General features: G+C 72.3%; 17 protein-coding genes and 1 pseudogene. 7 read left to right on the plus strand and 11 right to left on the minus strand.

Annotated elements, in window-relative coordinates; translation table 11 throughout:
- Positions 1-3: 3 nt before the first annotated feature.
- Together AB0B55_RS19550 and AB0B55_RS19555 are read left to right on the plus strand one after the other, a co-directional pair.
- The gene (locus AB0B55_RS19550) at positions 4-2,046 is read left to right on the plus strand and encodes a biotin carboxylase N-terminal domain-containing protein (protein ID WP_357172663.1); all 2,043 of its coding nucleotides are present in this window, start codon (positions 4-6) and stop codon (positions 2,044-2,046) included.
- Positions 2,046-3,209: an acyl-CoA dehydrogenase gene (locus AB0B55_RS19555; protein WP_357132837.1), complete on the plus strand. Its 1,164-nt coding sequence runs from the start codon at positions 2,046-2,048 to the stop codon at positions 3,207-3,209. The genes AB0B55_RS19550 and AB0B55_RS19555 overlap by 1 nt, the downstream gene beginning before the upstream one ends.
- Here the strand turns inward: AB0B55_RS19555 and AB0B55_RS19560 are convergent.
- Both AB0B55_RS19560 and AB0B55_RS19565 read right to left on the minus strand, forming a co-directional pair.
- On the minus strand, positions 3,203-4,300 hold the full coding sequence (locus tag AB0B55_RS19560) for a hypothetical protein (protein ID WP_357172666.1): 1,098 nt from the start codon (positions 4,298-4,300) through the stop codon (positions 3,203-3,205). The two genes, AB0B55_RS19555 and AB0B55_RS19560, sit on opposite strands and share 7 nt — an antisense overlap.
- Positions 4,297-5,238, minus strand: coding sequence for a transporter substrate-binding domain-containing protein (locus AB0B55_RS19565; protein ID WP_357132841.1), 942 nt, complete (start codon positions 5,236-5,238; stop codon positions 4,297-4,299). The genes AB0B55_RS19560 and AB0B55_RS19565 overlap by 4 nt, the downstream gene beginning before the upstream one ends.
- A 169-nt stretch (positions 5,239-5,407) precedes the next feature.
- Between AB0B55_RS19565 and AB0B55_RS19570 the strand changes: the two genes are divergently transcribed.
- A complete protein-coding gene (locus AB0B55_RS19570; RefSeq protein WP_357132843.1) occupies positions 5,408-5,749 on the plus strand; it encodes a hypothetical protein in 342 nt (113 codons plus the stop codon).
- Here AB0B55_RS19570 and AB0B55_RS19575 read toward each other — a convergent pair.
- From AB0B55_RS19575 to AB0B55_RS19605, 7 genes are all read right to left on the minus strand, one after another.
- Positions 5,736-7,244: a serine/threonine-protein kinase gene (locus tag AB0B55_RS19575; RefSeq protein WP_357132845.1), complete on the minus strand. Its 1,509-nt coding sequence runs from the start codon at positions 7,242-7,244 to the stop codon at positions 5,736-5,738. The two genes, AB0B55_RS19570 and AB0B55_RS19575, sit on opposite strands and share 14 nt — an antisense overlap.
- 30 nt (positions 7,245-7,274) lie before the next feature.
- On the minus strand, positions 7,275-7,730 hold the full coding sequence (locus AB0B55_RS19580) for a hypothetical protein (RefSeq protein ID WP_357132847.1): 456 nt from the start codon (positions 7,728-7,730) through the stop codon (positions 7,275-7,277).
- A gap of 146 nt (positions 7,731-7,876) precedes the next feature.
- Positions 7,877-11,506 carry an adenylate/guanylate cyclase domain-containing protein gene (locus AB0B55_RS19585; RefSeq protein ID WP_357172669.1) on the minus strand — a complete coding sequence of 1,210 codons (3,630 nt, stop codon included), beginning with the start codon at positions 11,504-11,506 and terminating at the stop codon, positions 7,877-7,879.
- A complete protein-coding gene (locus AB0B55_RS19590) occupies positions 11,503-12,330 on the minus strand; it encodes an MBL fold metallo-hydrolase (RefSeq protein ID WP_357172672.1) in 828 nt (275 codons plus the stop codon). The genes AB0B55_RS19585 and AB0B55_RS19590 overlap by 4 nt, the downstream gene beginning before the upstream one ends.
- A 113-nt stretch (positions 12,331-12,443) precedes the next feature.
- The gene (locus tag AB0B55_RS19595) at positions 12,444-12,905 is read right to left on the minus strand and encodes a RidA family protein (protein WP_355052533.1); all 462 of its coding nucleotides are present in this window, start codon (positions 12,903-12,905) and stop codon (positions 12,444-12,446) included.
- A 55-nt stretch (positions 12,906-12,960) separates the two neighbouring features.
- A complete protein-coding gene (locus AB0B55_RS19600) occupies positions 12,961-13,116 on the minus strand; it encodes a DUF4177 domain-containing protein (protein WP_007466198.1) in 156 nt (51 codons plus the stop codon).
- Positions 13,117-13,160: 44 nt separating this feature from the next.
- Positions 13,161-13,646: a hypothetical protein gene (locus AB0B55_RS19605; RefSeq protein WP_357132853.1), complete on the minus strand. Its 486-nt coding sequence runs from the start codon at positions 13,644-13,646 to the stop codon at positions 13,161-13,163.
- 792 nt (positions 13,647-14,438) lie between these two features.
- Here AB0B55_RS19605 and AB0B55_RS19610 point away from each other — a divergent pair.
- From AB0B55_RS19610 to AB0B55_RS19620, 3 genes and pseudogenes are all read left to right on the plus strand, one after another.
- Positions 14,439-14,972 (plus strand): annotated as a pseudogene (locus tag AB0B55_RS19610) (hypothetical protein); the annotation flags it as partial.
- Positions 14,973-14,998: 26 nt separating this feature from the next.
- The gene (locus AB0B55_RS19615; RefSeq protein ID WP_357132855.1) at positions 14,999-15,976 is read left to right on the plus strand and encodes an ArsA-related P-loop ATPase; all 978 of its coding nucleotides are present in this window, start codon (positions 14,999-15,001) and stop codon (positions 15,974-15,976) included.
- Between the two features lie 57 nt (positions 15,977-16,033).
- Positions 16,034-17,182, plus strand: a complete 1,149-nt coding sequence (locus AB0B55_RS19620) for an ArsA-related P-loop ATPase (RefSeq protein WP_357132857.1) — start codon at positions 16,034-16,036, stop codon at positions 17,180-17,182.
- A gap of 6 nt (positions 17,183-17,188) precedes the next feature.
- Here the strand turns inward: AB0B55_RS19620 and AB0B55_RS19625 are convergent, their stop codons facing one another.
- On the minus strand, positions 17,189-17,509 hold the full coding sequence (locus tag AB0B55_RS19625; protein ID WP_355052537.1) for a WhiB family transcriptional regulator: 321 nt from the start codon (positions 17,507-17,509) through the stop codon (positions 17,189-17,191).
- Positions 17,510-17,912: 403 nt separating this feature from the next.
- On the opposite strand from AB0B55_RS19625, the gene AB0B55_RS19630 reads away from it, so the two are divergent.
- Positions 17,913-20,351, plus strand: a complete 2,439-nt coding sequence (locus AB0B55_RS19630; RefSeq protein WP_357132859.1) for a penicillin-binding protein — start codon at positions 17,913-17,915, stop codon at positions 20,349-20,351.
- Positions 20,352-20,438: 87 nt separating this feature from the next.
- Here AB0B55_RS19630 and AB0B55_RS19635 read toward each other — a convergent pair whose 3' ends face one another.
- Entirely contained in the window at positions 20,439-20,894 is a 456-nt protein-coding gene (locus AB0B55_RS19635; protein ID WP_355052539.1) for a GatB/YqeY domain-containing protein, read from the minus strand.
- Between the last annotated feature and the right edge of the window lie 24 nt (positions 20,895-20,918).

A 20,918-nucleotide genomic window follows, 5' to 3' on the forward strand; every position in this document is an offset into this window, starting at 1 on the left:
CCAATGATCACCAGACTGCTCGTGGCCAACCGGGGCGAGATCGCCCGCCGGGTCTTCGCCACCTGCCGGGCGATGGGCGTGCAGACCGTCGCCGTGCACTCGGACGCGGACGCCGACGCGCCCTTCGTCGCCGAGGCCGATCAGGCGGTCCGGCTGCCGGGCGCCACGCCGGCCGAGACGTACCTGCGGGTGGATCTCCTCCTGGACGCGGCGCGGCGCAGCGGCGCGGACGCCGTCCACCCGGGTTACGGGTTCCTCGCCGAGAACGCCGAGTTCGCGGCGGCGGTGACCGACGCGGGTCTGACCTGGGTCGGTCCGCCGGCCAAGGTCATCGCCGCGATGGGTGACAAGCTGGCGGCGAAGGCGCTGCTCGCCGAGGCGGGCGTGCCGATGCTGCCGAGCTGGACCGACGCCGACCAGGCCACCGGCTTCCCGGTGCTGGTTAAGGCGTCCGCCGGTGGCGGTGGCCGGGGCATGCGGATCGTCCGGGACGCGGCCGAGCTCGCCGAGGCCGTCGCCTCCGCGCGGCGCGAGGCGGCTTCGGCGTTCGGTGACGGCACGGTCTTCATCGAGCGGTACGTCGAGCGCGGCCGGCACGTCGAGGTGCAGATCCTCGGCGACACCCACGGGACCGTGCACGTGCTCGGCGTCCGGGAGTGCTCGATCCAGCGCCGGCACCAGAAGATCATCGAAGAGGCGCCCGGTCTGGTGCCAGCCGAGGTGCGGGAGCGTCTGCACGAGGCCGCCGAGGCCGCCGGACGAGCTGTCGACTACGTGGGCGCGGGCACTGTCGAGTTCCTGCTGACGCCCGACGGGGCGGTCTACTTCCTCGAGATGAACACCCGACTCCAGGTGGAGCATCCGGTCACCGAACTGACCACTGCGGACGGGCTGGACCTGGTCCGGATGCAGGTGCTGGTGGCCGAGGGTGAGCCGCTGCCGGCGCAGCACCACGATCCCGACACCCGTGGCCACGCGATCGAGGTGCGGCTCTGCGCCGAGGAGCCGGCGCAGGGTTGGCGGCCCGCCACCGGCACCCTGCACCGCTTCCAGGTGCCGGGCGTGGACCGCGAGTTCGGCTCGATCCAGCGGGCGGGCCTGCGACTCGACTCCGGGGTGGTGGCCGGCTCGGTGGTAAGCGTGCACTACGACTCGCTGCTGGCCAAGGTGATCGCCGTGGCCCCGACCCGGTCCGAGGCCATCCGCGCGCTCGCGGGCGCGCTGGCGCGGGCCGAGATTCACGGCGTCGCCACCAACCGGGATCTGCTGGTCCGGGTGCTGCGCAGCCCGGAGTTCGCGGCCGGCGAGATCGACACCGGCTTTCTGGACCGGCACCCGGAGGTCTTCGCGCCGCTGCTCCCCGCCGACCAGCTCCCGGTCACCGCGCTCGCCGCCGCGTTGGCCGGCGCCGCACACCGCCGATCGACCGCACCGGTGCTCGCCGGCCTCCCCTCCGGCTGGCGCAACGTGCCGGCCGTCGGACAGGTCACCCGCTTCACCGGTCCGGACGGCGAGATCGAGGTCCACTACCGGCTCGACCGCACCGGCGGCCTGGTCGATTGGTCCGTCGCGCAGCACGCCGACCCGGACAACCCCGACGGACGCCGCGCCGCCGGCCAACCCGGCGCCCCTGACGGGAGCGCCGAGCGGCAGGTGGTCGAGCTGATCGAGGCCAACCCGGACCGCGTGGTCCTCGACGTCGACGGGGTGCGGCGGTCGTACCGCGTACACCGGGTGGGGTCGGAGATCTTCGTGGACGGTCCGGACGGGGCGGCGAGCCTGGCCGAGCTGCCGCGTCTGCCCCTGCCGACCGCGGAGCTGGCCGCCGGGTCGCTGCTCGCGCCACTGCCCGGCGCGGTGACCCGGGTGCACGTCGAGGTCGGCCAGCGTGTCGCGGCCGGCGACCTTCTGCTCACCCTCGAAGCGATGAAGCTGGAACATCCCGTGCTCGCCCCGACCGACGGCGTGGTCGCCGAACTGCCGGTGTCCGCCGGTGGTCAGGTACGGACGGGCGACGTGCTGGCCGTTATCGGAAAGGACCACTGATGAACTTCGACCTCACTTCCGAACAGGACCAGTTGCGCGACGCGGTACGGGCGCTCGGCCGCCGGTACGGGCACGGCTACTTCGTCGAGAAGGCGAAGGCCGGTGAGCACACCACCGAGCTGTGGGCCGAGGCGGGGCGGCTCGGCTACCTGGGGGTCAACATCCCCACCGAGTACGGCGGTGGGGGCGGCGGCATCACCGAACTGGCAATCGTCTGCGAGGAGTTGGCGGCGGCCGGCTGCCCGCTGCTGCTGTTGGTGGTGTCCCCCGCCATCGCGGCCACCGTGATCGCCCGACATGGCACCGAGGAACAGCGCAAACGGCACCTGCCCGGTCTCGCCGACGGCTCAGCGAAGATCGTCTTCGCGATCACCGAGCCGGAGGCCGGATCCAACTTCCACCGCCTCGGCACGGTGGCCCGCCGCGACGGCGACGACTGGGTGCTCAACGGCCGCAAGTGCTACATCTCCGGCGTCGACGAGGCGGGTCACGTGCTCGTCGTCGCGAGGACGGAGGACTCCGCCACCGGGAAGCTCAAGCCCGCGCTCTTCATCGTGCCGACCGACGCGGCCGGGCTGACCCGGTCCAAGCTGGACATGGAGATCGTGTCCCCGGAGAACCAGTTCCTGCTCTACCTGGACGACGTGCGGGTGCCCGCCGACGCGCTGGTCGGCGAGTCCCTCGACGCCGGGTTGCCGGCCCTGTTCAGCGGGCTCAACCCCGAGCGGATCACGGTGGCGGCGATGGGTGCCGGCACCGGCCGGTACGCCATCGAGCGCGCCAGCGAGTACACCGCCACCCGCAAGGTCTGGGGTGGCCGGAGCATCGGCTCGCACCAGGGGGTGTCGCATCCGCTGGCGCACGCGGCCGTGCAGGTGGAGCTGGCCCGCCTGATGATCCAGAAGGCGGCCACGCTGTACGACGCCGGCCGTGACCTGGAGGCCGGGGTGGCCGGCAACATGGCCAAGTACGCGGCCGGCGAGGCCGCCGCGCTCGCCGTGGACACCGCCGTGCAGGCCCTCGGCGGGGCCGGCATGACCACCGAGTACGGGGTGGCGACGCTGTTGGGCGCGGTGCGGGCGGGTCGGATAGCCCCGGTCAGCCGGGAGATGATCCTCAACTTCGTCGCCCAGCACGTCCTGGGTCAGGAGAAGTCCTACTGAGGCGCGGCGGGCGGCCCGGGGGCGCGGCAGGCGGCGTCGATGCGGTACACCGGGCGGACGCGGCGGCCCAGCCCTTCCAGCAGCGAGTCCTCGACGTGGAAGTCGTGGATGCGCAGCCGGTGCCGGGGCAACTCCTCCTCGCTCGGGCAGAGCACCTGCGCCCGGACGAGGCCGACGGGCACGTACCGGACCCCACCCCGCTCCTGCAGGATCACCATGTTGACATCGTCGGTGGTCACCACGTGCCCTCGTACGTCCTCGGTCGGGCCGTTCTCGGCGCCCACCGTGGTGACGGTGAGCGGTAGGACCGGTGTGCTGATCACCGGCAGCGCGGCCCAGAGCAGCATGGCCAGCACCGCCACCTCGGTCACCGACGCCAGCGGACGGATGACCACGCCGGGCAGCGGCCCGGCGATGAACAGCGCCAGCACCGGCGGGACCGTCAGCAGCGCCAGCACCAGCAGGTCACCCTCCGCGCCGGCGGCGCGCAGGGTGGGCACCATCAGCCACCCGTACCCGGCGAACAGCGCGATGATCGCCAGGAACCGGGGTACGACCCATTCGTGCAACCGCTCCGGCCGGAGCTGGAACGCGGCCGCGAACGCGGGCAGCAGCAGCGGCAGGTAGAGCAGCGGCCAGGTGAGCAGGGCGAGCAGAAAGCTGGCCAGCACGAACCAGGCCGGGGTGAGGTCCGCCCAGCGGGCGAAGAGTGGACGACGTCGGGTGCCGGGTGGCAGGCGCTCCACGCTCACGGCCAGCACCGCGCCGAGCGCGAAGACGGCGACCAGCCCGGTGGAGAGCAGTCGGGCCGCGGTGGTGAGGAAACCCGCGAGCAGGTTGACCGTCCCGACGTTGGCGACCAGCAACAGGGTGGTCTGTAGCTCGCCGCCCGCCTCCACGCCGAGCCGGAGCACCGAGAAGATCGCCGGCACGCCCACGACCGCGGTCCAGAACGACTGGCTGGCCCGCGCCCGCCGTTCCGACGGGTCCCAGGGCACGCGCACGGGCTCGATCTGGGCCGTCGGCTCGACCGGCACCGCCGCACGGGGCGGTGGAACCGGGCCGTCGGTGGCGGTCGGCGTCGTGCTCACGACGAGGGCGACTTGTCGTCGAAGTCCACCAGTTTCGGCACGTTCAGCGGCTGCGGCTGACGCTTCTCGACGTGCAACCACGGCCCGAGGGTGCTGTTGTACGCGATCTGCCAGGGGCTCGCCTCCCCGTTGCGGCCCATCTGGTAGCTCTTCTGCAGGAAGTACGCGACGAGGTCACGCAGCGCGGGGTCGCCGATCGGCACGCCGATGCCCAGCAGTTCGCTGGTGCCGAACGGCATGTCGACGACCTCGAACTCCCTCGGGTAGATGGACAGGAAGCCGGCGAGGATCGTCTCGTCAGAGCTGACCGCGTCGTACCGGCCGCGCCGGATACCGTCGACGCAGTCCCCCACGTCCTTCACCACGAACGTTCTGACCTGGTGCTTCTCCAGCTCGGCCTCCGTGGTGGACCCCCCGCTGGTGCAGACCTTGTAGGCCGGGTCACGCAGGTCCTCAATGGTGCGGATCTTGTCCTTGAGCCGGACCGGCACCATCACCTCCTGGGTGGTGACGAAGTACGGGCCGGCGAAGCTGACCAGCTTCTCGCGCTCCTCGGTCATCGAGAAGCTGGACACCACAAGATCCACCGTGCCGCCCTGCAGCGCCGGGATGCGGTTCTCGGTGGCCACCGACACGAACTCCAGCCGCTGCTCGCCCTGGTAGCCCAGCGAGGCCGCGATGTACTTGCCGATCTCGACGTCGAAGCCGACGTGCTGGCCGTTACGCAGGTCGCCCATCAGCGGCTCCTTGGTGGCGACGCCGATGCGCAGCGTCGACTGACCGAAGGTGTGCGACTCCCGCAGTTTCTGCTGGACCGACGGCAGATCCGGCTCCTTGCGGCTGTCGCATCCGGCCGCAGCGGCCAGGGTGAGGGTCAAAGCGACCGCCAGCGTCGTCGCGACCGAGCGGAGCCGGGACCGGGGTGGGCGTACGTTCATGGGCGACCTCGCTGACGGAGCAGCCTGCGGAACACCGAGAGTAGCGAGGCGAGTCCACTGCGTACGCGATCCGATCGGTCAGGTCGACCCAACCGTTTGATCGACGCCGCTCGGCGTGGCGGATCGCCTCTGCGGTTGACAGCGAGCCGGGCCACGACATGCTGGAAGGGTGAATCGACTCTCCAGGATCGATGCGCGGATGGTGGCGGCGGTCGCGGCCCCGGGTGCCCTCGCGCTGCTGATCCTGCTGGTCGTCCTGCGCCGGCAGGACCTTGTCGGGGTCGTTCTCGCGCTGTTGTGCGTGCTGCTGGCGACGGTCGCCACCGTCGCCGTGTCGGCCGCCCGCCAGCGTGACGAACCGGAGCCGGCGGAGCAGCCGAACCCCACCGCCCCACCGGACCTGATGCCGTACGGCATCGACGCGGACACCCTCGACGCGCTGGACAGCCGGGACGCGTTGCGTGCGGTGCGTGACCGGGGACGGACGCGCGGCGGGTTCAGCGACCGGTGAGAGTGGGGGCGGTGAGCGCGTCGACGCCCCGGCCGGCCAGGCAGCGGTAGACCCGGTCGACGTTGCCGTCGACGGGCGGCAACACCTCCAGGTGCCAGCCGGCCGGCTCGGTGATCTCGGTGGTCAGCCGGAACGTCGTGGCGCTGCACACCTGTCGTACCTGCTCGGCGGCGACCACCTCGTCGTGGTCCGCGCCCACCAGCGGCACCGGCAGGATGCCCTCGGCGTACGCCTCCCAGGTGTGCCGGCCGTCGCAGGGGACCCGGGCCGCCTCCGCACGTTCGCCGCGGATGCGCACCGGGCCGAAGCACTCCAGTTCGGGCAGACAGCGGGCGCCACTGGGCAGTGCGGTCGGCACGCCGGCGCAACCGGGCAGCGGCCCGGTTGCCGGGGCCGCGACCCGGGTCACCGAGGGGGACGGGCTGGGCGGCCCGTCACTGCTGGCCACCCAGGCGCCGGTGGTGGCGGAGGCGGCGAGCGCCAGCACGCCGGCGCCGCCGAGGAACCAGCGTCGCCGCCAGCGCCGCCCGCCGGGCACGCCGGGGCGGGTGTCCTCGACCGGTGGACGGGGACCGGGCTGGCCCGTGCCGTACAGGCCGGATCGGGGCGAGCCACCGCCGATCGAGGCGCCGCCGCTGAGGGGGGCGCCACTCACCGGGGCGGCCGGCCCGCCGAACGGCAGGGTGGTGAGCAGGTCGTGCAGTTCGAGCGCGGACGGCCGCTCGCCCGGATCGTTGGCCATGCCGAGCCGCAGCACGTCGATCAGCTCGTCCGGCACGCCGGGCAGGGCGGGGATCGGCTGGTTGAACATCTCCAGCACGGTCACCAGACTGGGGTTGCGCTCGGACTGCCACCGCGGCGGTCGGCCGTGCATCACCGCGTAGAGGGTGGCGCAGAGCGCGTACACGTCGACGGCCGGCGATGGCGGGCTGTGGCTGAACATCTCCGGTGGCGCGTACGCCGGGGTGAGCACCTCCAGGGTGACCGAGGCGTCCCGGGCCTCGGCCAGTACGGCCAGCCCGAAGTCGGCAAGCACCGCCGAGTTGAAGTGTGAGTAGAGGATGTTCGCGGGCTTGACGTCCCGGTGCAGCACCCCGGCGCCGTGCGAATGGGCCAACGCGTCGGCGATCTTGATGCCGAGGTCGCGGGCCTCCACCGGCCCGAGCGGCGAGTTGCGCATCCGCTCGGCGTACGACCCGTCGCAGAGTTCCATGATCAGGTACGGGTGCTGGTCGACGGTCACGCCGACGTCGAAGAGGTCCACGACGTGCGGGTGCGACGACATCCGTCCGGCCGCCCGCGCCTCGCGCAGGAAGCGGGCCTGGTCGCGTTCGCTGTCCAGCGTGCGATTTTCGACCTTGACGGCGACCTCGCGGTCGACGGAGATCTGGGTGGCCTGGTAGACGGTGGCGTAACCACCTCGGGCAAAGACCCGCAAATCAGTCAGACCGGGCACGATCGGCACCGGCAGGCCGCCGGTCGGGGTGTCGGTCACCGCTCGAAAATACCCAACCCTGCCGGTGGCTCAGCGCACCGCGTCCGCCGAAGCGGCCGGCGCTGAAGCGGCAGAGGCGGGCGGCGTGCCCCGGCGAGCGTCCATCCGCAGGCCGACCGCGGTCGCCACCGCACCGAGCCCTTCCCACGCGGCCACGCCGAAGAACCTGTCGGGAGCGATGTCGGCCAGCACGGCGATGGTGAACACGGTGAAGGTGACCAACCGGAACACCACCGTGAACCGGTAGAACGACCGCCACTCGGTGACCGTCGCGAGCAGGTAGTAGACGCCCATGTTGAACGCCGCCATCGAGGACGCCAGCAGGAAGGTGCCGGTGTAGTCGCCGGCGGAACGCGTCGCCGGCACCTCGAACCCGAGCATGCGCAACTGCGCCTCCGGCCAGAGCAGACCGACGCCGCCCATCACGAGCGCCAGGACGCCGAAGACCGCGATGGTCCAGCCGGCGACGGAACGCGGCAGCTTCATGGTGGGCCTCCCCCAGGCACGGCGACGGTCACCACTGTGGAGCACCGCGCGGTGGTGACACGCTAGCCGCTCCCCGGGACAACCACATCCCCAGAACCGCCAAAACCCACCGAACCCCCACCCACCCGCAGGCGACGATCATGACGTTATTGCGTCGACACGCCGGCGTCGGTGGCAACAACTTCATGATCAGCGGGCGGGGGATTCGTGGGGGTCAGGCGTTCCTGGAGGGCTTTGGCGGCCCGTCGTTCGCTGCGCTGTTCCGTCGCGTACGCCAGGCGGACCGCCTCGTCGGCGCAGGACCGGGCCTCCTCCGGGTGGCCGCAGGCCGCCAACGCCTCGGCGAGCACGCTCGCCGCGATCACCTGACTGCGTACGTCCTCGGCGGGTGCGGCGACCGCCCGTCGGGCCCAGTCCAGCGCCTGCTCCCGCTGACCGTGGGCGAGCAGCGCCGACGCGTACCGGGCCATGGTCTGGCGGCGGGACAGGAGCAGGGAGGGCGTGGTGGCGGCGGCCGTCGCCACGGGGGCGAGCAGCCCGACCGCAGTCGCCGGATCGCCGGCCGCCAGTCGGGCGGTGGCCAGCAGCACCCGGGGCGCGACCTGCGCCGGCGCCTGCGGGTTGTGCGGCTCGACGGCCGTCAACACCGCCCGTGCGGCCTGCTCTGCGGTCTCGTGGTCGCCCATGTCCAGCGCCACGGAGCCGCGCAGCGTGCCGGCCATTCCGGTGAGCAGCGGGTGGGAGGTCTGCTCGGCGTACACCAGGGCGTCGGTGAGCAGGTCGGCCGCGTGTTCCGGCTCGCCCAGCCCACGCGCCACGACGGCCCGGACCACCAGCGCGAACCCGCGCCCCCAGTCATCGGAGGCGGCCGCGAACTCGCGGTACGCGCGGCGGGCCTCCCGGTCCGCCTCGGCCAGGTCGCCCAGCTCCGCGGTGGCGTACGCCGCGACCGCGCGCAGCGTACCCACCGCCCACGCCTCGCCCACCCGCTCGCCGAAGGGCAGGAAGACCTGCGCCAGGCGGCACGCCTCCCGCAGCCGACCGGCGAGCAGCCGGGCGAACGCGGTGGTGCCCCGCAGCCACGCCCGACCGTACGGGTCCTTCAGCTCGGCGAAGAGCCGTGCGGCCCGACCGAGCACGGCGTCGGTGCCGGCGAAGTCACCCCGGGTGGTGGTCACCCACGCCAGGTTCTGCAGCGACCAGGCCTGCCCGCGCCGATCCTGCGCGGCGAGGCTGACCTGGTACGCGGCGGCCAGCCGGCTGCTCGCCTGGCTCAGCCGACCGGCCACGAAGTCGCCCATGCCGAGCCGGCGCATGGCGGACGCGCGCAGCGTGGGCAGCCCTTCGGCGGTGGCCACCTGCAACGCCTCCTGCCAGGCGGCCTCCGCCCGGCCCTGCTCACCGAGGGTCTGCTGGGCCTGCCCGGCGAGCAGCAGGGCGCTGGCCCGGGTGGCGTCGTCCCCCGCGTTCGCGGCGATCTTCTCGGCGAAGGCGAGCGCGTCCACCACCCGACCGATCTGCAGCAGCGCGCGGGCGTGCACCACCCGGTCGGTCGCCGGCACCCCGTCGCGAGCCAGTTCGCTGGCGCGTTCGGCGTACTCGACGGCGAGGGCGGGCTCCCCGGCGGACAGTGAGCGGCGGGCGGCCCGGCCGAGTGCGGCGATCCCGAGCGGGACCACGGCGCGGGCCGGCGCGTCCGGTCGCAGTTTCACCGCGTCGGCGAGCGTGGCCGCCCGCTGCACGTGTGCGGCGACGAAGTCGTCGCGGGCCTCCTCCGAGAAGCCGCCCGCGGTGACACCCTCGGCCGGCGCGGCCCAGCGGGCCAACGCGGCGTGCCGCTCGGCCAACTCCGCCTTGCTCACCCCGGCGTACGCGGCCTCCCGCATGAGCGGGGTGGCGAACGCGTACCCGGAGCGGGTGCGGTGCAGCATGCGGCGTTGCAGCAGCTCCTCGACGGCGCGGTCGAACTCGACGGCGACCACCGCCGACGGCCTCCCGTCCCGGCGCTGCTCGCGGAGCGCTTCCAGCGCGCCCGTCGCCACGGTGTCGCCGACGACGGCGGCGTCGCGCAGCACGGAACGGGCGTCCGGAGGCAGCGCGTCGATCCGGGCGGCGAGGACGGCCGCGAGGTCCCGCGAGAGCAGCCGGCTGCCCAGCGAGCCGGGCACCAACCGCCAGCCGGACGAGTCCTGGTCCCGCGTGCCGGCGGCGGTGGTCAGCGCACCGCGCTCGATCAGCAGGGTGACCAACTCGGCCAGGTAGAACGGGTTGCCCTGGGCGGTGGCGAGCAGCCGGTCGGCGTCGGCCGGCGGCAACTTCCCGCCGCCGAGATAGCTGGTCAGCAGGCGGGCCGCGTCGGCGCCCCGCAGCGGCGGCAGGGAGTGCACCTCGGCGTCCGCGACACGGGTCAACGCACCGGCGGTACGGACCAGTTCGGGGCGGCCGAGCAGCAGGACGAGCACCGGGCCGGTGAGTCGGGAGAGGGTCGACCCGAGGGCGCTGATGGTCTCGGCGGTCGCGTCGTGCAGGTCGTCCACCACGATCACCAGCGGCGCTTCCGAGGCGAGCCCGCTGAGCAGGTCGGCCACGGCGTTCGGCACCGCCTCGGCGTCGGCGGCCGCCGCACCCGCGGCGCCCCACTCGCCGTTGTCGGTGCCGGAGTGCGCGGGCAGTTCGGCGTAGCCGAGCAGGGCGAGCAGTTGGTCGTTGGCGATCGGAGCCGTCTCACCCGAGCGGGCGAGACGCTGGCCGAGTCGGCGTAGCCGCTCCTCCACGGCCGGCCGGGTCAGCGCGGTGGCGGCGTCGCTGGGGAGACCGACGGCGGCACGGACCAGGTCGGCCAGGGGCGCGAGCCGACGCCGCTCGCCGAAGGCGGCGCAGCGTACCGACAGCACCCGCGCGCCGGTGTGCGCCGCGTACCGGCCGGCGCCCACGTCGTACCCGGCCGCGAGGCGCTCCACCTCGGCGGCGAACCGGGACTTGCCGATGCCCGCCTCGGCGGTCATCAGCAGCACCCGCGGGTCACCCTGGTCGATCACCTCGGCGAGTCGGCCGGCGACCCGCCCGATCTCGGTCTCCCGGCCCACGTAGGGCGCCTCGTCGCCGAGACCCGAGCGGGTGCCCGGCGCGTCCAACAGGCCCAGCAGCTCGTACGCCTCGACCGGTTCCCGCTTGCCCTTGAGCCGCAGCGGGCGCAGCGCCCGCCAGGAGGCGACGTGCCGGGTGGCGGCGGCGGTGCGCCCGCCGGCGTAGACCGCGCCGACGGCAGCGGCGTCGGCCAGCCGGGCGGCGGTGTTCACCGTGTCGCCGATGACCGTGTACTCGATGGCGGCCTGGATACCCGCGATGACGTCGCCCGTGTTCAGGCCGACCCGCAGACCGAGCGGCGCGCCGCCGCCCCGCTCGTCGTCGAGCACCCGGCGCACCGCCCGCTGCATCGACAGGGCGGCCCGGACGGCCCGCTCGGCGTCGTCCTCGTGCGCCACCGGGGCCCCGAAGACCGCCATGATCCCGTCGCCGGTCAGCTTGTCGACGTGCCCGCCGAAGGTCTTGACGGCACCGGCCAGGGCGGCGAGCACGCGGTCGGTGACCGCGCCGACGCGTTCCGGGTCGAGGTCCTCCGACCAGGAGGTGAATTCGGAGAGGTCACCGAAGAGAACGGTGACGACCCGGCGCTCGGCCGCCGGCAACGTGGCGGCCGCCGGTAGCGCGGCGCCGCAGTTGTGGCAGAACCGTGCGCCGGGGACGGCGACAGTTCCGCACACCGGGCAGGTCACGTGTGCTCCAACCCACTGACCCCCGGCGCGGATTCCCCGCTGTCGACGCCCAGATATTCGAGCTGGGCACGGACCGACCATTCCGCCGCCCACCAGAGCGAGCGGTCCACGTCCGCGTAGACCGCCGCCACCACGTCGGCGGGCGTCCGGGCGCCGGCGTTGACCGCCGACCGGACCTGGTCGAGCCGGGCCCGCCGGTGGGCGAGGTAGAACTCGGCGGCGGCGGCGCAGTCGGCCAGCGCCGGGCCGTGGCCCGGCAGCGCCGCGATCCCGGTGTACGCGGACAGCAGCTCGAGGCTGCCCAGGTAGTCGCCGAGGTTCCCGTCCGGGTGGGCCACCACGGTGGTACCCCGGCCCAGGATGGTGTCACCGGTGAGCACCACCCGCTCGTCGCCGCACTCGATGAGGAAGCAGACCGAGTCGGCGGTGTGTCCGGGAGTGTTCAGCAGGTGGATGCCGAGGGTGTCGTCGAGCGTGGTCTCGGCGCTCAGTGAGGTACCGCCGATGGTGTGCGCCGGGTCGGCGGCGAGGACCGGCGCACCGACCAGCTCGCGCAGGCGGGCGGCGCCCTCGGTGTGGTCGGGGTGGCCGTGGGTGATGAGGATCAGGCCGATCGGGCCGTGCTCCGCGATCCGCTTCAGGTGCCCCTCGTCGGCCGGCCCGGGGTCGACCACGATGGCGTGGTCGGCGTCGGGCGCGCGCAGCACCCAGGTGTTGGTCCCGTCGAGGGTCATCGGCCCCGGGTTCGGCGCGCGCAGCAGCGAAACCCACGCCGGCAGCTCGCCAGCCAATGCCGCCACGGCCCCCGTCACGTGCCCGCTCATGGCTGCGATCGTACGACCCCGCCCGACACTCCCCGCGATCTTGCACTTCCTGCTGCTACTTCATGCCTGTTCACGGCATTCGTCGGGACAGGAAGTGCAAGATCGCGGTGGGGTCAGGCGACCTCGACGATCAGTTCGATCTCCACCGGGGCGTCCAGGGGGAGCTCGGCCACGCCTACCGCGCTTCTCGCGTGCCGGCCGGCCTCGCCGAAAACGGTGCCGAACAGGTCGGAGGCACCGTTGATCACGGCGGGCTGGCCGATGAACCCGGGGGCCGAGGCCACGAAACCGGTCACCTTGACCACCTTGACCACGTTCTCCAGGCCGACCAGCGAGTCGACCGCCGCCAGCGCGTTGAGCGCGCACCGCTGGGCCAGATCCTTGGCCTGCTCGGCGGAGATCCCCGCGCCGACCTTGCCGGTCGCCAGGAGCTTGCCCTCGGCGATGGGCAGCTGGCCCGAGACGTACACGTGCTGCCCGGACTGCACGGCCGGCACGTAGCTGGCCACCGGCGGCACCACGTCGGGCAGCTCGAGGCCCAACTCGGCGAGCTTCGCGTGGGGGCCGTTGCTCATCGCGTCACCTCGTCGTTCGCGATCGCGGAGCGTCGCCGCGCCGGAGTCCCGGCGCTCACGCCTTGGGCCGCTTCAGGTACGCCACGAGCTGGTCCGGGTTCGGGCCGGGGACCACGGCGACGAGTTCCCACCCGTCCTCACCCCAGTTGTCGAGGATCTGCTTGGTCGCGTGGACCAGCAGAGGGACCGTGGAGTATTCCCACTTCTGCATCGCTGGAGGGCTCCCTCGTGGTGCGGACTTCGTCGAGGCACAGCCTACGGTCCGCTGGCCGGGCGGGGCGCGGGACGTTGCTCCGGCGTGGCCGGCAGCTCTCCACAGGGCCCCTCGTGCCCGTACCCCTGCGGGCAACGCGAGCGGTCGGGCAGCAACAGGTCGCAGAAGACCCGGTGCCGGTTGTTCTGGTCGTCCGCGTTGGACACGGTCGTCTCGCCCGCGTCCAGTTCCGGCAGGAAGCCCAGCGACACCGCGACCCGCCCGGCCAGCAGTGTCGCCGCCGCCAGATCGGGCACCCGGATCGGCAGATGGATGACGAAACCCGGCTCGTCGTCGTCCCGCGACCGCTCGACCGGTCGGTTCGACGCTCGGGCGATCTCCGGCGGCTCCGAAACCCGGCGGTACGACCGCTCGTTGATGGGCAGGTTGCCGACCAGCCCGCCGGCCACCTCACCCGTGGACCCGAGCCGCCGTTGCCGATCGTTCGTCGGGAACTGGGTGCGAGGGATGTTGTCCGCGTCGCGCATGAACTGCCTCCGGTCGTACCTCTCGGATCACGCTTCCGGTCGGGCTCAACCAACCGTTCCGGTCCCCCGCACCGGGACGAAGGTAGGTCCACGGGGGCGGTCTCGCCAACAGGACGCGCACGATCAGTCACCCAGAGTCACATATGTGACAGACTGGGCGCAGGAATCCCGACTGCGTCGGATGTCACCATCCGCTTCTCCGGCTCGAGAAGTGACGTACGGCGCGGTAGGGGCGACACCGAACCGGCGGTCGGCCGCTACCCTCTCGGTCGGACGGTCGCGCAGCGCCCGGCCGCCCGCTCGATCTCGCTCGGCGCCCGGGGTGGCAGCCGGGCGCCGCACCCCCGGGGGAACGAGATGACCCAACCGCCCAGCGGCGACCAGGCCGGCCCGCGCGCTCTTCCGCCGGCCCACCCGGACCCCACCGGCCAGCCCGACGCGGCGACCAGCCCCGGACAGTCCGACCCGACGACCTCCACCGGTGAGTCCGGCTCGCCGACCACACCGGCCCAGCCCGTCATCCCGGCCCAGCCCGGCCCGTCGGCCCAGCCCGGCCAGCCCGCCGGGGCCAGCCCGCCGGCGTTCCCCGCTCAGAGCGCCGGGTCCGGCCCATCCGCCCCCGGCGGGCAGCTCGCCCTCCCCGGCCAGCCCGTCTCCGGTCAGCCCGTCTCCGGTCAGCCCGTCTCCGGCCAGCCCGTCTCTTCCGGTCAGCTCGGGGCAGGGGCGTTTCCCGCGCAGCCCGGAGCGTCGGCCGCGCCCGCCCCGCCCGGTGGCGTCCCGCAGAACGGGGGCCCGGCCGACACGTCGGCGCTGCCCGTCTCCCCGGGCGCGATTCCGCCGCCCCCGCCCGGCTACCCGCCGTACGCCGGCACCGCCGAGCCGAAGAAGAAGCGCGGTCTGCTGATCGCCGTCATCGCGCTGGCCGTGATCATGGTGCTCTGCGTCGGTGGTGGCGTCGTGACGTTCCTGACCCTGCGCAACGCCGAGTCCGGCGAGGGCGCGAAGGAGCCGGCGGTCGCCGTCGACGAGTTCCTCACCGCCGTCTACAAGGATCGGGACGCCGGCAAGGCCGCCGAGCACGTCTGCGCCGCCTCGCGCGACGACAAGAAGATCGCCGCCAAGGTGGCCGAGGTGGAGAAGTACGCCGCCACGTACCAGAACCCCCGATTCAAGTGGACCACCCCGAAGGTCGACAACCAGACCGGCGACCGGGCCACCGTCTCCACCCGGGTCACCATGACCACGGCCGACGAGAAGGTTGCCGACCAGGACCTGCGCTTCACGGTGGTGCAGAAGACGGGTTGGTGGGTCTGCGAGGTCGCGTGACCCGTCGCCCTGGATAGGCTCGACAGGTGCGTGCACCTGAGCGGCCGTCCGACCCGGCCGGTAGCGGATGGTCGGCCCGCCTCCACGTCGTGACCGGCAAGGGCGGCACCGGCAAGACCAGCGTGGCGGCGGCGCTGGCCCTGGCGCTGGCCGCCGGTGGCCGGCGCACCCTGCTGGTGGAGGTCGAGGGCCGACAGGGCATCGCCCAACTCTTCGGCCTCGACCCGATGCCGTACGAGGAGCGACACCTCGCCGACGCGCCGGACGGCGGTGAGGTGCGCGCGCTCGCGGTGGACGCCGAGGAGGCCCTGCTCGAATACCTCGACATGTTCTACAAGCTGGGCGCGGCGGGGCGGGCGCTGCGCAAGCTGGGGGCCATCGACTTCGCCACCACCATCGCCCCGGGCCTGCGGGACGTGCTGCTCACCGGCAAGGTGAAGGAGGCCACCACCCGTACCTCGGGGCAGCGGCGCGCGTACGACGCCGTGGTGCTGGACGCCCCGCCCACCGGTCGGATCGGTCGTTTCCTCAACGTGACGGCCGAGACGGCCCGGCTCGCCAAGGTCGGCCCGATCAAGACCCAGAGCGAGGGGGTCTCCGCCCTGCTGCGCTCCCCGATGACGGCCGTGCACGTGGTCACGCTCCTGGAGGAGATGCCGGTGCAGGAGACGGTCGACGCCATCGCCGACCTGACCTCCCTCGGCTTCGGCATCGGGAAGGTGATCGTCAACGGCGCCCGGCCCTCGTTGCCGGCCGGACCGGCGGTCACCGCGGCGGACCTGCGGCGGGGTCTGGTCGCCGCTGGACTGCCGGCTGATCAGGACATCGTGGCCGGATTGCACGACGAGGCACGGGACCAGCTCATCCGGCGCGAACTGGAGGATTCCCTCCGCGCCGACCTGGTGGAGCTGGGGCTGCCGATGGTCGAGCTGCCGTTGCTGCCGGACGGGGTGGACCGGACGGGCCTGGCGACCCTGGCCCAGGCCCTCGTCCACGCCGATTGACTCACACCTGAGCGCAGCACGGGCGCATGGACCGACGCGGCCCGATACGCTCGATTGGTGCCTTCCGAAGACGCGGCGCCGCAGCTGGACGTCGACCAGATCCTCGCCGACCCGGGCGTGCGGATCGTCGTGTGCTGCGGTGCCGGCGGGGTGGGAAAGACGACCACGGCCGCCGCGCTGGCGCTGCGGGCCGCCGAGCAGCACGGCCGCCGCACGGTGGTGCTCACCATCGACCCGGCCCGCCGGCTCGCCCAGTCGCTGGGCCTGACCGAGCTGGACAACACGCCCCGGCAGGTCAAGGGCATCGACGTCGAGGCCAGCGGCGGTGAGTTGCACGCCATGATGCTGGACATGAAGCGCACCTTCGACGACGTGGTCCTTGCGCACACCGACCCGACGAAGGCCGCGGAGATCTTCGCGAACCCGTTCTACCAGGCCATGAGCTCGACGTTCGCCGGCACCCAGGAATACATGGCGATGGAGAAGCTGGGCCAGTTGCACGCGCGCGGCGAGTGGGACCTGATCGTGGTGGACACCCCGCCGTCCCGCTCGGCGCTGGACTTCCTGGACGCGCCGGCCCGACTCTCCCGCTTCCTCGACGGTCGGATGCTGCGCCTGCTGCTGGCACCGGCGCGCAGCGGCGGGCGGAGCATGTTCAGCCTGGTCACGGCGTCGTTCGGGATGTTCTCGAAGGTGGTGCAGAAGGTCCTCGGCGCGCAGCTGCTCACCGACCTGTCCGGCTTCGTGGCCGCACTCGACTCGATGTTCGGGGGCTTCCGGCAGCGGGCCGAGCAGACGTACCGGATCCTCCAAGCGGGGGAGACGGCCTTCCTGCTGGTCGCGACGCCGGAGCCGGACGCGGTCCGGGAGGCCGCCTACTTCGCGGGCCGCCTGCGCGAGGAGAAGATGCCGCTCGCCGGCCTGGTGCTCAACCGGGTGCACCGCCCGGTGGTTCCGAAGCTGGACGCCGAGCGGAGTCGCGCCGCCGCGGAGCGGCTGGCGGAGCTGGGTGGACACGAGGGCACCGCCGACGTGCTGCGGGCGCACGCGGCGCTGGCGCGTCAGGCGGTACGCGAGCAGCAGGTCGCCGCGCGGTTCACCGAGGCGTTCCCGGCGGTGCCGGCGGTGTCGGTGACGGCGCAGCCCGCCGACGTGCACGACGTCGACGGGCTACGGACGATCGGCGCGGCGATCAGCCGGTCGTGAGCGGCGTCAGGTTGCCGCGGTGACCAGGATCTTGTCCTTGCCGGCCTGGTCCTTGCTGTTCTTCTTCATCGCTGCCTCGAACATCTTGCGCCAGCTCGTCACCTGCGGGTGACGACGCAGCAACGCTCGGCGTTCCCGTTCGGTCATACCGCCCCACACACCGAACTCGATCCGGTTGTCCAGCGCGTCGGCCAGGCACTCGTACCGAACTGGGCAGCTTCGGCAGATCCGCTTGGCCACGTTCTGTTCGGCGCCCTGTACGAACAACGCGTCCGGGTCCCCGTTCTGACACGCCGCCAGCGACGGCCAGTCAGTGATCATGCCCATGTGTACTCGTCCCCCCTTGCAGTACCTACCGACCTCGTTGCACGGCAGCCGGCAATTTCCCCCCGATCGCCCGGCTCACCTTCCCCAAGGCGGCGCGGACGACATGTGGCGCTGTCGCCGCCATCATCATGCTCTGTAGTCGACTGATTACGCAACGTTGTCGGCGAAATCCATCATTCCGGACACTCCCGGCTTCCCGGGCTCTCGACCGCCGGTTACCCCGCCGAGGTCCACGAAAACGCTGCGCCGCCTTCACCAAACGGAGGAGACTCACGCCGATCACACGCAACCTCGTACCGGGGGTCATGCGTTTAGCACAACGAGGGCAGCGCGCGCAGGAAATGGGGAAAGACGCCCAGGCGCCCCTCGTTCCCTACTCGCGTACCATGCCGAGGTGACCTGGATGCGGAAACGTGACCACAATGTGCTGACCAACGCCGCATCGCTGGCCATCTGCGGCCTGTTGGCCGGCGTGGTGGTCGCTGCGGCGGCCTTCCCCGCGGTGGCGATGTCCGGACTGGCCGCGAAGGCCGGCGCCGAGACATTCGGCAACCTGCCAACGGAGCTGACGGTGGCCCGCGCGCCACAGATCAGCTATCTGTTGGCCTCGGACGGCAAGACACCGCTTGCGACGATGTACGACGAGAACCGCCGCGACGTGAAGCACGCCGACATCTCGCCGTACATGATCAAGGCCATCATCGCGGCCGAGGACCACGACTTCTACAAGCACAACGGCGTCGACATCAACGGTGTCGCCCGCGCGTTCGTCAACAACCAGAACGAGAGCGCCGGCCGCCAGGGCGCCTCGACGCTGACCATGCAGTACGTCCGGCTGGCGATCGCCTACTCGGCCACCCACCCGGCCGACGTGGTCGCGGCGACCGAGGACACCAGCGCCCGCAAGCTCCGCGAGATGCGCCTCGCCCTGCAGGTCGACAAGGAGTTCTCCAAGGACGAGATCCTGACCCGCTACCTCAACCTCGCCTCGTTCGGCAATGGCGCGTACGGCATCTACGCGGCCAGCCAGGTCTACTTCGGCAAGCCGCCGAGCAAGCTGAAGATCGAGGAAGCGGCGCTGCTGGCCGGCATGGTCAAGGCCCCGACGACGAACGACCCGACCACCAAGAGCGGTTACCCGCTGGCGCTGGACCGTCGTAACTACGTCATCCAGAACATGGTCGACACCAAGGCCATCACCCAGCAGGAGGCCGACGCCGCCAAGGCGGTCAAGCTGAAGGTGCAGGACAAGCGCACCCCGAACGGCTGCGTCGCCACCAACGTCAACAGCTGGGGCTTCTTCTGCGACTACTTCTACCGCTGGTGGATGCAGCAGCCGACGTTCGGCTCGACGCCGTACGACCGTGAGCGCCGGCTCAAGAGCGGCGGCTACACCGTCGTGACGTCGATCGACGTGCAGGCGCAGAAGGGCGCGGACAAGGCGGTCCGCAAGTCCAAGAGCGAGAACAGCAAGGAAGCCGCCATGGTCGCCGTGGTCGAGCCGGGCACCGGCCGGGTGCGGGCGCTCGCGGTCAACCGGCAGTTCAAGCTGGACGACCCGAAGCACCCGAAGAACAAGATCTCCAGCGATCCGGCAAAGAGCAAGCGGGGCATCAAGGGCAACTACCCGGCGACGGTCAACCCGCTGCTCACCGGCGGTGACGGCATCGCCGGCTACCAGGCCGGCTCGACGTTCAAGATCTTCACGATCGTGGCGGCCCTGGAGAAGGGCGTCCCGCTGAGCTACTCGATGAACGCGCCGCAGCAGTTCAAGTCGGAATACATCATCGACAGCAGCAGCGAAGCGGCCTGCCCCGGCACCCACTTCTACTGCCCGACCAACTCCGGCAAGAAGGCCGGTGGCGTGCAGAACATGTGGACCGCGTTCGCCCAGTCGGTCAACACGTACTTCGTGCCGCTGCAGCAGCAGGTCGGCGCGGAGAACGTGGTCGACGTCGCCAAGCGGGCCGGCATCCAGTTCCGGGCCAGCAACGACGCCAAGTTCGCCGCCACCAAGGACGCGGCCCACCAGTGGGGCGCCTTCACCCTGGGCGTCTCCTCCACCACGCCGCTGGACCTGGCCAACGCGTACGCGACCCTCGCGGCGGACGGCAAGTACTGCGAGCCGATCCCGGTGCAGGAGATCCGCGACCCGGAGGGCAAGAAGCTGGACATCGCCAACCCGCGCTGTGAGAAGCGGTTCAGCACCGAGGTGGCCCGCGCCGCCGTCGACGCCGCCCGCTGCCCGGTCGGCGACAACTCCAAGACCAGCAAGTGCGGCAGCAGCCGTACGGCCGCCGCGGTGAAGGGCATCGTCGATGCGCCGGTGGCCGGCAAGTCCGGCACCACCGACTCGGAGAAGACCGCCGCGCTGGTCGCGATGACCAAGCAGTACGCGGTGGCCGGCATCATGGCCGACCCGGACTGGCCGCAGACGAACGTCAAGATGAAGCACTCCGAGAAGGACGGCATCAACCCGCCGGTGTACGAGACGCTGCGGGACGCCATGAAGGGCAAGCCGCGCATCAACTTCGAACCCCCGGGCCAGAAGATCTCCGAGGGTGACCAGCGCAGCATCCCCGACGTGAAGTGCCAGCCGGTCGACACCGCGAAGTCTCGGATCAAGGGCGCCGGCTTCGAGCCGGTCGTGTCCGAAACGAAGGTGGCGTCGTCCTGCCCGGCGGGCACCGCCGCCGGCACCAGCCCGGACGGGCGCACCATCAAGGGCGGCGTGGTCACCATCCAGATCAGCACCGGCGCCGGCGGCACTCCGCCGGACAGCAACAAGCCCGGGCAGCCCGGCAACCCGCCCGGCCGCCCCGGTAACCGTCCGGGCGGCTGAGGCCCGGCGACACCTGCGAACGGGCGGGCACTCTCTCTCGGGGGTGCCCGCCCGTTTCGTTGGGTCGAACCGGAGCCGCGTGGCGGATCAGAGGCCGAGCTGTCGCCGTACCTCGGCGGCCACCCGACCCCCCTCGGCCTGGCCGGCCACCGCGGCCTGGGCCGCCTTCATGGCCGGGCCCATCTGGGCCTTCCCGGTGAAGCCGCCCGCGGCGAGCGCCCCCGCGACCAGGTCGGTCAGCTCGGCATCCGAGAGCTGCTTGGGCAGGTAGCGGTCCAGCACCTCGCCCTCGGCGGTCTCCTTGGCGGCCTGCTCGGTGCGGCCCGCGTCGGCGAAGGCGGTGGCCGCCTCCCGGCGCTTCTTGGCCTCCTTGGTCAACACCGCGAGCACCTCGTCGTCGGTGAGCTCGCGCTTGGCCTTGCCGGCCACCTCGGCGGTGCCGACGGCGGCCAGGGCCATCCGCAGCGTGGAGGTCGTCAGCTCGTCGCGCGCCTTGAGCGCGGAACGCATGTCGGCGGTGAGGCGGTCCTTCAGCGTGCTCATGGACGGTCAAACTACCCTGAACGC

The sequence above is a fragment of the Micromonospora sp. NPDC049107 genome, from assembly GCF_040648595.1.
GTDB lineage: Bacteria > Actinomycetota > Actinomycetes > Mycobacteriales > Micromonosporaceae > Micromonospora.